This window comes from Avibacterium paragallinarum, from assembly GCF_900450705.1.
In the GTDB taxonomy this organism is placed as follows: Bacteria; Pseudomonadota; Gammaproteobacteria; order Enterobacterales; family Pasteurellaceae; genus Avibacterium; species Avibacterium paragallinarum.
Map to the genome: position 1 here is coordinate 1,662,229 of NZ_UGHK01000002.1, position 13,758 is coordinate 1,675,986.

General features: G+C 39.6%; 10 protein-coding genes. 4 read left to right on the top strand and 6 right to left on the bottom strand.

Translation table 11 applies throughout. From position 1 onward, the window contains the following. Positions 1–10: 10 nt before the first annotated feature. The 4 genes from DXZ23_RS13160 to DXZ23_RS13175 form a co-directional block, all read right to left on the bottom strand. On the bottom strand, positions 11–3,109 hold the full coding sequence (locus tag DXZ23_RS13160; protein ID WP_017805183.1) for a chondroitinase family polysaccharide lyase: 3,099 nt from the start codon (positions 3,107–3,109) through the stop codon (positions 11–13). Positions 3,110–3,120: 11 nt separating this feature from the next. Then, positions 3,121–5,250: an autotransporter outer membrane beta-barrel domain-containing protein gene (locus DXZ23_RS13165; RefSeq protein ID WP_017805182.1), complete on the bottom strand. Its 2,130-nt coding sequence runs from the start codon at positions 5,248–5,250 to the stop codon at positions 3,121–3,123. Positions 5,251–5,273: 23 nt separating this feature from the next. Further along, positions 5,274–6,311 (bottom strand): putative outer membrane beta-barrel protein, encoded by a 1,038-nt coding sequence (locus DXZ23_RS13170; protein WP_147277877.1) that lies wholly within the window; start codon positions 6,309–6,311, stop codon positions 5,274–5,276. 181 nt (positions 6,312–6,492) lie between these two features. Next, entirely contained in the window at positions 6,493–6,927 is a 435-nt protein-coding gene (locus DXZ23_RS13175) for a GNAT family N-acetyltransferase (protein ID WP_017805180.1), read from the bottom strand. A 167-nt stretch (positions 6,928–7,094) separates the two neighbouring features. Between DXZ23_RS13175 and tpiA the strand changes: the two genes are divergently transcribed. Both tpiA and DXZ23_RS13185 read left to right on the top strand, forming a co-directional pair. After that, the gene (gene tpiA / locus DXZ23_RS13180; protein WP_017805179.1) at positions 7,095–7,862 is read left to right on the top strand and encodes a triose-phosphate isomerase; all 768 of its coding nucleotides are present in this window, start codon (positions 7,095–7,097) and stop codon (positions 7,860–7,862) included. 182 nt (positions 7,863–8,044) lie between these two features. Then, positions 8,045–9,025 (top strand): ROK family protein, encoded by a 981-nt coding sequence (locus DXZ23_RS13185; RefSeq protein WP_238544394.1) that lies wholly within the window; start codon positions 8,045–8,047, stop codon positions 9,023–9,025. 84 nt (positions 9,026–9,109) lie between these two features. Here the strand turns inward: DXZ23_RS13185 and iolB are convergent, their stop codons facing one another. After that, on the bottom strand, positions 9,110–9,949 hold the full coding sequence (iolB, locus tag DXZ23_RS13190) for a 5-deoxy-glucuronate isomerase (protein ID WP_017805177.1): 840 nt from the start codon (positions 9,947–9,949) through the stop codon (positions 9,110–9,112). 233 nt (positions 9,950–10,182) lie between these two features. Here iolB and DXZ23_RS13195 point away from each other — a divergent pair, with 233 nt between their 5' ends. Both DXZ23_RS13195 and DXZ23_RS13200 read left to right on the top strand, forming a co-directional pair. After that, the gene (locus tag DXZ23_RS13195) at positions 10,183–11,691 is read left to right on the top strand and encodes a CoA-acylating methylmalonate-semialdehyde dehydrogenase (protein ID WP_021723879.1); all 1,509 of its coding nucleotides are present in this window, start codon (positions 10,183–10,185) and stop codon (positions 11,689–11,691) included. 60 nt (positions 11,692–11,751) lie between these two features. Continuing rightward, on the top strand, positions 11,752–12,888 hold the full coding sequence (locus DXZ23_RS13200) for a Gfo/Idh/MocA family protein (protein WP_017805175.1): 1,137 nt from the start codon (positions 11,752–11,754) through the stop codon (positions 12,886–12,888). 102 nt (positions 12,889–12,990) lie between these two features. On the opposite strand, the gene pnuC is transcribed toward DXZ23_RS13200, so the two are convergent. Further along, complete coding sequence (pnuC, locus tag DXZ23_RS13205; RefSeq protein ID WP_017805174.1) at positions 12,991–13,671, bottom strand: nicotinamide riboside transporter PnuC; 681 nt, start codon at positions 13,669–13,671, stop codon at positions 12,991–12,993. Positions 13,672–13,758 lie beyond the last annotated feature (87 nt).

The window sequence follows — 13,758 nt, forward strand, 5'->3', positions numbered from 1 at the left end:
TTCTCAAACATTACTTCTGCAAAATAACTTCTTGCGGAATCCCAAAGAAACTGCTGAAAACCACCTCTGTATTTGTCGCTGAAGTAGTGACTTTTACGTTAGGATTCGATTGTTTCACTTTCCACGCATCTTTTAGGCTAACTTTCACCAACAAAGGTTTTGGGCGTTTTTCATTGGCGATATTTAGCTTGGTGGTCACACCGCTGAGGGTAAGTTGGTTGCCTTCCTGTTTCGCCATTACGATAGCAGGCATATTTACCGAGCTTACCAAATCATCGTCAATGCTACCCGAAGAATAGAACGCATAGCCATTTACCCCCGAAAGTTTATCTTTCACAATATGGGCATTGCTTTGTGCTTGGAAATGATAAGGTTTTTCACCTTTTTTCAACGCATTCGCTAAGACCTGCATTTTGCTTGGATTCGCATCAAGTACCACAAGGTATTCATAACCAGCATTATTCCCTTGCTTGCTGTGATCCAGCCACGCCGAACTAAATACGCCCTCTGTTTTTTTCCGCTCCATTCCCACATAGCGAACATCAGGTTCGCCCTGTATAGAGTGCTGTTTCTGTTTAACCACATAACCGAGAGGGGCATTAGTGATTAAATAGCCATTACCATCACCATCAATAAGCCAATCACCAGTTTTAAAACTTTGCGGTGTCGCACTTGTTACATTCTTTCCGTTAAATATTGCATTACCACTACTTACATTAGAAAGCTGAAACAAGGTGGTTTCCACATTTTGATTGTTATTTCCACTACGAATATCCGTTCCTACCATAATCAAATGATCATCTGCGGCAAGCACGGTTTTTTTCGCGGTAAAACTAGGGTCAAAATGTTGAAGTCTTGATGGGGACAATAAATGAGATGCCATCATTCCATATTTTTGCAATAAAGAAGAAGTACCATTATAAGGTGTTTCGCCTCTTAACATTAATGTGTGTACAATCGGGCTATTCAGTTTATCTAATGAAAGATGAATGGCTGTTGTACCAGGCAATCTATTCCAATCCCAACCATTTTCGATAAAGCCTTGTTCATCAGGTTTTTTATGCGAAAGAATTTGTGCCGATCCATTACTTTGATAACGGCCATAACGATTTTCTTCAAAATAGATTTCTGATGACCATACATTACTGTTATAGGTTTTCAGTGTAACCATTTTGTCGTTAAAGCGATGGATACCAAATGCCCCACCATTAAATGCCCAAAAGCCTTGAGGCAATTTAGCGGGTAAAATTTCTTGATTAAAAATCACCGCACTTTGTTTTGCGGTTTTCCCACTAATCGTCAAATAAATACTGGCTAATTCTGTATCGACCTTACCGTTATTGGCTAAAGCAAGCCAACGATAAGCATCAACGATTGTATAAAGCGATTCCGTTTTAAAAGGGTGACGTCCGCCCAACGCGATCCCCGTATATGGATTACTATAGATCCAAGCAGAAACTAACGCTTTTTTCAAATTTTGATAGGCAGCGTCCTTCAACGCAAAGGCAGTGCCACTAAATAAATACGCTAAGGCTGCCATATTAGGAAATGCTGGGAAAGAATAGCCTGGATAATTCCCATTATGCCGCCAAGCTGTGCCATCTGGTCGCAACCCGTCTTTTGTCCCTGGAACCGTTTGCGAAAGTGAACCTGAGATATAATTTGCAAATGACGAGATTAAACGTCCACGTTCTTCAATATTGTTCTCTAAAAAGAGTAACGCAAAATGCTGACGAGCTAAGGTATTGTAGTAATCCAAATCTGAGCTGTCTGGCGTCAGTACCATATCAAAACTATCTTTAAACTCTCTGGCATACCACAAAAGGGCATCATAAATGGTAGATTGCAATCCTGCATCAGCAAGCACATCTTTCATCAGAAATGCCGATAAATACCACCATCTTGAACTATACCCCCAGTGGTGCGTAGTAATTAACCCACTGCCCTTATAGAACCCTTGATCGATAAGATGCTCACTTAGTAGCACATACATTTTTGCCAACTGCTGGCGTTCTTTATTATTATGGCTCTTATTATAGGCAAGACTGATGTTATACATTAAGGTTGAATAATCAGCTAAATCAATGTACTCATCAAAGTATTTTTTATCCTCAGCACGCATATGCCCAACTTGATAACGGTTTTTCTGTTTGCCTGTAAGCACATGCCGCCCCGTAATTACCCCATCAGCATTCTTTTGAATATTAAATGAAGTAAAGATTTTTTGGAGAGCTTTGAAATCGATATTTTCTTTAAAGCGAGGATCATTTTCCGTTAATAAAAACTGTTTAAAACGCTGTTCAACCGTATTAAGATCTTGGTGTAATTGTGCCGAAGAAACGTTTGGAAGTGGTGAATATTTATATTTTACCTCAGGCTCAGTGATGCGAGTTTTAACGTGATAATCAGACCACTGATAACGTGCATCATCAACGGAAAGCATAATATGGTCGATAAAAAAGCGTCCTTTTTTAACCGCACTTGGTGCAGTAAAGCGAACGGAATCAATGTTGCTTCCAATACCACGTGCGAGAGAAAAAGCAGGGCCATCGCCCCCCGTGCCACTACCGTCTTGTGTTCCACCTGCTGTGCCTGCTCCAGCCATTTCACGGTATTCCATATCATTATTGAGTGAAACCCCTATTGCACGCCACCCTTTAAAATTTAGCTTAACACGCAAGCCCGCATCGCCCGAATTATATGCTGTTACCCCTTGTCCTAAATCAACAACTAAATAATCATCAATCGGCGTTTCATTATAAATAAAAAATGAAAAGAGCGGCGTCGCTTTCCGCCCTAAAGCTTGGAAAGATTCTGCATCTGTCGGCACATAATAATCACGATGAAAAACAATGCTACTCCCTGATTGCCAATTCCATTCTAATGAAGTTTTGCCCGTAATAGAACGTAATGAACTGAGCGAAAGCTGGCTGCCTTTACCGACGGTGAAATCTTTTAACACCGCACTAGTTACAAAAGGCTCTATTTTCGCTTGCATTATCTGATGGGGATCATTGGTATCCTTTGCAATGCTACTGCCTGCCGCCAACGCCGCAGACAGGGCAAGTGCAAGGACTGAAAGACGGCTTTTTTTCATTTTTCCTAACATTGCCCAACTCCTTAGAATGTGCTACTTAAACTTACACCAAATGCTGCTTCGTTATATTTACCAAATTTGTTGTAAGACAATGAACTTGATACATTCAACGTTTCAGTAATATCTAAACTCGCATTAAATTTTGTAGTAAATTGATTTCCACCCACCGCATTCATCGTCAAAATCCCCTCTTGCGGCGTGGTTGTATCGCCAGCTAAACGATAATGACCATTTAGCTGAGATGAACCAAATTGCTTGTAATATTGCAGATCAAAGCTTGGTACAAACTTCCCAATACTTAAATCAAAGCGTTTCCAGAGCGAAATCCCCGCACCAATATGACGAGCATTATAGGTTTGAGTATCAGATTCCAGTGCAAATGGTGAACCTGTTTCTTTCCAGCCTGAATTACTGAACCATTGTTGTTTCAAACTCATAAATGGACGTAAAGATACTCCTCTAAATTCAGTATCGATTCCCCCTGTAACTTGATAGCCCACTTGGAATCCTGAGTAATCCCCTGTTGCCGTAGTATTACCAATAGAACGCGTACTATCTACAGAATAAGATCCGCCGATGAGATTAGCTTCAGCAAAATAAAAATCATCTTTCCATTCCATATAAGGCATAAATGTAATATAAGTTAGATTCTTATTCACATTGCTGTTACTGAGCGTACTACGATTTACACCAAAGGAAAATCCAAGCAATGCCTTATCATTAATTTGACGATCCATACCAATATGCACACCATAACGATTTAAGCTATAGTCATAAGCGGTTGAATTTTTTCCTTTAGCAAAAGAAGAACTTGCCCAAAGATTCCACCCATCTTCACGCTCATAGCTTGGTAATTGGTGTCGATAGGCGAGAGTGCGTTGTTCAATATGACTTCGCATTTGCTCGCTCCACACCCAAGCCGATTGGATATCTGCACCGCTTAAATCGGGTAAGAATTGGCGGGATAAAGAAACAATTTGAGTCGTTTTAGGGAATTGTTTGAGAAATGTTTCTCTCTCCTCATTACCCACCCCTATAGAATTTTTTAAAATATAACCAATAAAATCAGATTGTTCAGAAGTCTTATCTAAGAAGTTCTGAATACTATTTTCCTTTATTTTAATTTCATTGGATTTTTTGTATTCGAAGACTAAATTATTCCCCTCGGTACGGTTTTTGATACTCCCGCCTTGCTCAACTAATTCCACCCACTCATCGTCTTGCTTAGGTAAATCACGGCTAGATTTTAAAGTGTCTGTAATGTCCGTGCCATCTTTATTAAAAATATGGATTTCAGCGGTCGGTATTTTTTGAGCTTGCTCCGTGATCTTCAATAATGTAAGTTGCTTACCATCAATATCATCAGCGGTAACATTCTCGCCAAGTGTCAATTTCACTGTGCTATTATCATTAAAAATAATTTTAGCTGTTGTCAAAAGTGTATCAGCATTTTTATCTTCAAGAATAAGGTTTAAGCTAGTATCTTTTTTCATTTGAAGATAAGCTTTATTATAGTTAGCTCCAGTTTGCCCACTTTTAACATTTAATGTGCCACTCGTTACATTAATATTGGTTATGCCGCTAATATCGCCTTTTAATGTACTTTCGCCTTTAACCTCAATTTGGTGACCAGACTTATCAAATTCCTTAATAGCAATGTTTCCTTCTACAGTACTATTATCTACTGTAATTTTCATATTATTTTTTGCTAAATTAGGGGCTTGGATAGAATAGTTCGTTCCCTTAACGGTACTTCTATTTTTAATGTTAATACCATCACCATTTGCCCTTAATTCAGAGCCATTATAAAGAATTGCAGTTCCATCACTTTGAATAGTAACGGCTTTACTCTCACCAACTTGGACGGTGTACCTTAATCCTAACGAATCTTCTAATATAAGAGCGTTATTACTACCGCTGAGATCAGTATTTACCTTAATTTGTCCTTGCTGTTGTTTATCCTTTGAAGATTTTAATGAAACAGTTTGCGAGGTAGTTAAACCAGATGGCTCTGTCGCACTAATTTCACATGCATTATTATCAATCGTTATAGTATTGCCTGAAGCTGTACAAGCAGCAAAACTCTCTGTTGGTATTCCATATAGTCCAATACTGATTAAAACAGCCAAAGGTAATCGTTGTAGCTTTTTCATTTGAACCTCCAATTAAACAGAAATTAGAACGTAACTCTCATACCTAAACGCAAGTAATTTTGTTTTGACGTTGCTTTATCTGGGTTATTAGTGAATTTCACATTTTCCCGATAAAATTCCCCTAATAAAGTGAAATTATTATTCACTTGATATTGAACACGCATTGCATAACGCGTGAGATCGCGTTTCTCTACAGAACCACTGCTTTCATTTTTCACTTTAATTTTTCCAAGGAGCGATTTACGAACATAAGGGGAAAGCGTAAGACCAAAGTTGGTTTTATAAGTCATATAAAGGCGAAGTTGAGGGTTACTTTCTGTTAATGTAGAATTTTCCCATTGGGCATTGTCATCTCGACGGTTACGAATATCATTATACGCAATTTCCATATTCCAATTTGGCGTAATGAGATAGCGTAATCCTTGTTCTAATTCATAACCTAAACGCGTTGCACGTTGGTGAAGCTGCTGCTCTTTCGAGTTATTAGAACTGGCTTTATTGCGTTTATATTCATATTTAATCAGTTCTGGTTTAAAACGCCCATTCCAAACAAGTTGCTCTGTAATATTATAGTTATAGGTAATATCCATATTATAGAAATCAAAGGTGTCATTATTCCCATTGATATTGATCGTTTTATCTTGTCGAATATTAATTGAAGGCTGAACCCAGCCATTAGAAAAACGATAGCGATAACCCACGCCAAAATCCATACGTTGATAATCACGTTGCCCGATTAACTGTTCAATTTGTGGTTTAGACGAAGCACTGCTATAAGCGGGATTGGTATCATTAACAGTTCGTGTATAGCCTTTAGAACGATTTTGGCGAATACCAAAACTAAACGTCCAATTTGAATTATCCGGTGAAATCGTAGTATCTAAACGATAACCGTGATAATTGCGAGCCTGCCCCGTATTATCACCCGTTTTATTATATTCATCGTTATAACGCACATCCTCCCAGCTAAGAATAGCATTCACATTTGCCGCTTGAACTTGTAAGGCAAATGCAGAAACTGTAGAGGCGAATAAGAGAGGTTTTATCATTTTCATACTCATAATCTCCAAACAATACAAAAAAATATGAAACTCTATTTCACTATAATCACAAAAAAAAAACGAAATTGAAACAGCAAAATTTTGATTATTTGAAGTAGATCACAAAATGAATGCTTTGTATGACAAAGCATTTATGAAGGAGAAGTGAGAAAGATCTGAACGAGATGAAGAAATGCTATAGCTATAAACGTAATTCAAAAATTTGTTTTTTCGTATTCGCCCTAAAACCCGCCATCTCAAGCCAATCTTCTTGCTGTGTACGTTGCTCAATAACAAGACGGGATGATTGCGTATAACGCACAAATTCTTTCGCTTTGGCGATAAGTGCGGTGTAAATTTCTGTAGAATTTTGTTGAGGCAGCACAAAAATATCCGTCAGTTGCCAATAGCGTTGCAGTTGCAAGGATGAAAGGCGAGGATAAAGCTGAATAAAACCAAGCGCTTGGTTTTGAGTGTCTACCGCAAGGAAAAAAATGCTTTCACTAAAGCGAATACGGTTGGTGAGAAAGGTTAAGGTGCGGTCAGGATTTTCTGCCATTCCTTGTGAAAGGCGATATTGTTCAAAAAGGGGCAGCAACAGCTCTAAATTCCATTGTTCAGCTTTAAAAATTTTCATATTGATGATTTTTTGTGAAATCTATACAGTAGATTGTAGCTTTTTAATGCAAAATAATCATCTTTTCACAAAAAAATTTTTCAAATTTGCCTAAAATCAACGGATGCAGAGCAAAAATTTGATATAGTAATGCGGTTATTTTTTGTTAATTACTATGGAGAAAAATTATGGCACGTCGTCCTTTAGTTATGGGTAACTGGAAGTTAAACGGTAGCAAAGCGTTTACCAAAGAGCTAATCGAAGGCTTAAAAGCGGAATTAGCCGGCGTAAACGGTTGTGATGTGGCGATCGCACCGCCAGTGATGTATTTAGCAGAAGCTGAAGCAGCACTTGCAGGCAGCCAAATTGCCTTAGGCGCACAAAACGTTGATGTAAACGTACAAGGTGCGTTCACTGGTGATATTTCAACGGCAATGTTAAAAGATTTTGGTGCGAAATATATCATCATCGGGCATTCTGAACGTCGCACTTATCATAAAGAAAGCGATGAATTTATTGCCAAAAAATTCGCCGCACTGAAAGAAGCGGGCTTAGTACCTGTGTTATGTATTGGTGAATCTGAAGCAGAAAACGAAGCGGGTAAAACAGAAGAAGTGTGCGCACGCCAAATTGATGCGGTCATCAATGCGTTGGGCGTAGAAGCGTTCAATGGTGCGGTGATTGCTTATGAGCCAATCTGGGCAATCGGCACAGGAAAATCAGCGACTCCAGCGCAAGCACAAGCGGTTCACGCCTTTATTCGTGGCCATATCGCAGCGAAATCTCAAGCGGTGGCAGATCAAGTGATCATTCAATACGGCGGCTCAGTCAATGATGCAAACGCCGCAGAATTATTCACTCAGCCAGACATTGACGGTGCATTAGTAGGCGGTGCTTCATTAAAAGCGCCAGCATTCGCGGTGATCGTGAAAGCGGCAGCTGCGGCGAAAAACTAATTTTAGTTCCATTCCTATAAAATCTGCTCATTATGAGCAGATTTTTTTATCTCTAAATGTGAATCCCTTGTTATTTTATTAAATTGTGATCTTTATCACGACAAAACTATGATATTTATCATAGTCTGAGTTGGCTAAATCAGTTATGTTGAAATTTAAGATTATCAAAATAAATAGAGTTGATGATGAAATATTACGCAGGCGTGGACATTGGCGGCACAAATACAAAAATCGGCATTTTAGACAACCATTTTAATATTCTTGCAGAACAGAGCATTCCGACTTTATCTCAGCAAGGGGCAAGATCCACTTTTTCTCGCATTTGGCAGACCATTTTGGATTTGCTTGCACAACATCAGCTTTCAGAAGCACAATTAGCAGGCATCGGCTTGGGAATTCCAGGCCCTGTGGTGGATCAAGCGATCGTTAAAATCGCGGCTAATTTTTCTTGGGGCAATGATTTCAATGCCAAGCAATTAATGGAAGAAATCTCTCATAAAAATGTGGTGGTGGAAAACGATGTGCGAGCCATTACCTTGGGAGAACATTTATTCGGTGCAGGACAAGGCGTGGCGAATCTCATTGTTGTGCCGATTGGCACGGGCATTGCTTCAGGCATTTTGCTAAACGGCAAGGTGTTGTCTGGTTCAGGCGGCTGTGCGGGCGAATTTGGCCATATTATGGTGAATGAACAAGGAATGAAATGCGGCTGCGGTTTAACAGGCTGCTTGGAAACTTATACTTCCGCCCCGGGATTAGTGCGGGAAGCCAAAAAACGTCTTTCCGCACCTGAAACGGATAAACAAAAGTGCGGTGAGTTTTTCCAACGTTTTTCCACGGATTTAGATTCTCTACAAGCACATCATATTTTTGAATACGCCAAAAAAGGCGATCATCTCGCACTGCAAGTGGTGGATAGTTTCGCAAAATATTTGACTTACGGTTTAGGCGTGCTGATTAATATTTTTAACCCTGAACTTATTGTGCTGGCTGGTGGAGTTGCAAAATCCGCCGATTTCATCATCGAAAAAATACAAAAATTCCTACCGCACTATGCCTTAGGCGTATCCCTACAAAATCTGCAAATCAAACCAAGCCAACTGCTTGATTCTGCAGGTGTGAAAGGTGCAGCCGCATTAGTAATCAAAGAAAAAGCAAGATGATTTAATTTTTTATGCTTATGTTGCAAAGAATGGGTATTGAACTTGGCTGAAAAATGCTATAGCCAAGATCAATACATTGATAAATTATCGTAAGTGCGTAAATTTGTTTTGGTAGTCTGTGCTGTTGATCCATTGGTGATCTTTTTCCCAAGTAAACCGCCATTTGCGTACAGGACCTGCCATCACATTAAGGTAATAATTATTATAACCCGCAATCGTCGCGACGGGGTGATAGCCTTTCGGCACTTTAACCACATCACCATCATAAACCGCCATACATTCATCTAAGCTGCGGTCATCCGTATAAACACGTTGTAAGCAAAAGCCTTGTGCCAGCTCAAAGCGATGATAGTAGGTTTCTTCTAAATAAGTTTCCATCTCGCTATTTTTTTGATCGTGTTTATGACTTGGGTATGAACTGGTGTTGCCCTCATCAGTAAATACTTCCACAACTAATAAGGCATCAGCGGGTTCTGTTTCAGGCAGAATATTATGCACAAGGCGTTTATTATTACCAAACCCACGTTGCTCAACGCCCACTTCTTGAGGCGTAATTAAACGCACAGGTAAATTGCCTTCACTAGGTGCACGACAAACCGCTAATTCCAAATAAGTCTCGGCTTGAATTTCAACTTGGTGATGGTGAGGAACATAGAGAGAATAAGGCGGAATGCGGTCAAAAGGTGATTGGCGATTGCCGATATGTTTAAATGTTTGTCCGTTTGTGGAAAACGTACATTTTCCTGCGATAACCACAAAACAAACTTCCGTGCCTTCTGTATCAAAATATAAAGATTGATTGGATTGGAGATGATAGCACTCAAAGCCAACATATTCCCAACCAGCACTTTCAGGTGTGATTTTTTGCACTAAGCCATTAGGTGCTGGATTTTGTTTTGCGGATTTCGATAATAAATAGCTCATATTAACCTCTCATCTTAGATAATTAGGTGAGTTTTCATCCAAATCATAGATCAACGGGCGTAATTCTGTCATAAAAATTTGTCAAATATCCAACCTAGATCACAAAAATAAAATAATTATTTCATTAAAAGAAAAAGCGAATTGAAAAATCCATTTCATTATTCTAAGCTAACGCAGACTTAAATCTACGCAATAAGCCGATATTGATTCACTTTTAAGTTAAGGAGCAAAGAATGGAAACCGTTTTAAATTTTATTAATGGAAAACTTGTTGAAAGTAAAGGCGAAAAAGTATGGCCAATTTTTAACCCCGCAACAGGAAAACAAATTCGCCAAGTGAGTATGAGTACTGAAGCAGAAGTGCTAGAAGCTGTTGATGTGGCACAACGTGCTTTTCCTGAATGGGCAGCAACTTCGCCATTACGTCGAGCAAGAATATTATTTAAATTTAAAGAATTACTGCAACGTGATTGGGATAGTTTAGCTCGCCTAATTACAGAGGAACACGGCAAAGTTTACTCTGATTCTTGTGGAGAATTAGCTCGCGGTTTAGAAGTGGTAGAGTTTGCTTGTGGTATTCCGCATTTACTTAAGGGCGAATTTTCAGAGCAAGCAGGGCGGGGCATTGATATTCATTCGACAATGCAACCTTTGGGGGTTTGTGTTGGGATCACGCCGTTTAACTTCCCCGCAATGGTCCCAATGTGGATGTTCCCTGTTGCATTAGCTTGCGGAAATACCTTTATTTTGAAGCCTGCGAAAACTGACCCTTCACTTTCTATTCGTCTTGCTGAATTATTAAAAGAAGCAGGTTTGCCAGATGGTGTGTTTAATGTAGTGCATGGCGATCGTCACGATAATGAAATTTTACTTCGCGATCCTCGCGTTAAAGCGGTCAGCTTTGTTGGTTCAACCACTGCTGCAGAATATGTACATAAAGTAGGATCGGAATATGGTAAACGTGTACAAGCACTTGGTGCGGCAAAAAATCACGGTTTAGTAATGCCTGATGTGGATATTAATTCCACTGCCGATGCCTTACTCGGTGCTGCATTTGGTGCAGCGGGTGAGCGTTGTATGGCATTACCGATTGCAGTAACCATTGATGATGAAACCGCGGATAAATTAGTAGCTGCGTTAAAACCAAAAGTAGAAGCCTTACGTTATGGACCAGGTATTCCAAAAGAAGGCGAAAAAGAAATGGATTTTGGACCGCTCATTACCCAACAACACTTAAACAATGTCACGAAATATATTGATAAAGGTGTGGAAGAGGGTGCTACTTTAGTCGTGGATGGACGTAATAAAAAACCAGCTGGCTATGAAGAGGGTTTCTTTATCGGAGGTACGTTATTTGATCACGTTACTGAAGATATGGTGATTTACAAAGAAGAAATTTTTGGTCCTGTACTTGGTATTGTTCGTGCGAAAAATTTTGAAGATGCAATGCGTTTAATCAATGACCACCAATTTGGTAATGGTGCGGCGATTTTCACCAATAGCGGAGCTGCCGCAAGAGAATTTTCCTACCGTGTACAAGCAGGAATGGTTGGGGTGAATATTCCAATCCCTGTGCCAATGGCGTTCCACTGTTTTGGTGGGTGGAAAGATTCGGCATTTGGGGCATTAAATGTATATGGTCCAGATGGTGTGCGTTTTTATACTAAAATGAAAACGGTAACAACACGTTGGCCAGAACAAAATATGGATTCTCAAGCCGCATTCAGTATGCCAACCTTATAATAAAAAATAAAAGAGATTTTCGTGATGGAAATCTCTTTTTTCTTGCATAAGGAAAAAGAAATGAAAAAAGTAAAAATTGGATTAATCGGCACGGGCTATATTGGACGATGCCACGCAATTGCTTATGCACAAGCCCCAACGGTTTTTCCGTTAGAAGCCGAGCTAGAATGCAATTATCTTGCAGAAATCACACCTGAGTTAGCTGCCCAAAAAGCTAAAGAATTTGGCTTTAAGCGTTCTACAGGAGATTGGCGTGATGTGGTGCAAGATCCCGATATTGATGTAGTAGATATTTGTACGCCAAACTTTCTACATAAAGAAATTGCATTAGCTGCAATTGGACAAGGCAAACACGTTTATTCAGAAAAACCGCTGGCTTTAACGGCTGAAGAGGCAAAATTAATGTTTCAAGCCGCGAAAAAGGCGGGCGTAAAAACCCTTGTGGGATTTAATTACATCAAAAACCCCACCACACAACTTGCTAAAGAAATTATTGAGCGTGGAGAAATCGGTGAAATTGTGCATTTTTATGGCACACATAATGAAGATTATTTAGCTAATCCTAATACGCCGCGGAATTGGCATTGTATCAAGGAAAAAGCTGGCTTAGGGGCGTTAGGTGATCTTGCTGCTCATATTGTTCAAATGTCGCAATACTTGGTAGGAAGCGAAATTAAAACGGTGATTGGCGATATGCAAACCGTAATTAAGACCCGTCCAAATCCGCAAAATTTATCAGAACAACTGCCCGTAGAAAATGAAGATCAAGCCACTGCAATGGTACGTTTTGCAAATGGTTGTATGGGAACAATTGAAACCTCTCGTATTGCTTGCGGGCGAAAAATGGGATTAAGTTACGTGATTACGGGGACGAAAGGGACGATCAGTTACACCCAAGAACGAATGGCAGAATTAAAGCTCTACTTACATACTGATGATCCCACACGACAAGGATTTAAAACCTTGCTTACGGGTCCGCTTCACCCAGATTACAAACATTTTTGTGTCAGTGCTGGACACGGAATTGGTTTTAATGATCAAAAAACGGTGGAAATTCGTGATTTGATTAATGGCATTGCAAACGACACGCCAATGTATCCCGATTTTGAAGAAGGCTTTAAAGTTTCCCGTGTTCTTGATGCGATTGCAAAATCTTACCAAGAAAAACGTTGGGTTGATGTTGAAGAAGTTGCATAACATTGCGGCTCGTTACGTTAAAATCAACTTACAGTTGTTCCATCAATAAAAAAACTTGGCAATCTAGCCAAGTTTTTTATTTTACTAAGTGCGGTCGTTTTTTTACGCATTTTTCGCCAATTTCGACCAGTTATAATACCCATATAAGGAGTTAAGCAAATAAGCACCGTACATTAAATACATCGCTGGGGTTTCAGCCCAAAGGATCACGGAAAGAATGTTGATGATGATCCATAAAATCCACTGTTCGCTGTAACGCAAGATCATCAGTAGTTGAGCGGCGATAACCAGCACGGTGGTAACGCCATCAAGCCCGATGGAATTGCCGTCAGTGGTTTTAAGAATACTGATGAACGCGATAGAGCCCAATGATACAAGGGCAATTAAGGTTGTCCAGCCTTTAGCGGTGAGGAATTTCGCAATGACAGTTTCGCTTTGTGCCACATTGTTACGCATATTTTCTTTCCACAAGAAATAACCGATAAATTGTGCGGGGATGTAAACATAAAGGGTGGTAGTCATTTCGCCATAGAATTTGTTGTCGAGAGAAACATAAAAATAGCTATAAGCAAAAATCAAGCCGAATAAGTAGTTACTGATTTTTCCTTTGCCGACAAAAACAACGCATAAAATGCCTGAAATGCCTGCCAATGCTTCTAGCCAAGACACGGGAGATTGCACATAGGCGAAAACTTGTGCCGCGATAAAGAGGAAAAGCCATACCACTTCAAAGGGTTTCCAGCCGCCAAAAAATTCATTTTTAAGTGTTTGTGAAAGATTCATTACATTATCCTTAATAGGTTAGATGAAAAAACCTTGCGATTTTTACACCGCACTTCCCCAAAGTCAAGGATAAGCTACATTTTATTT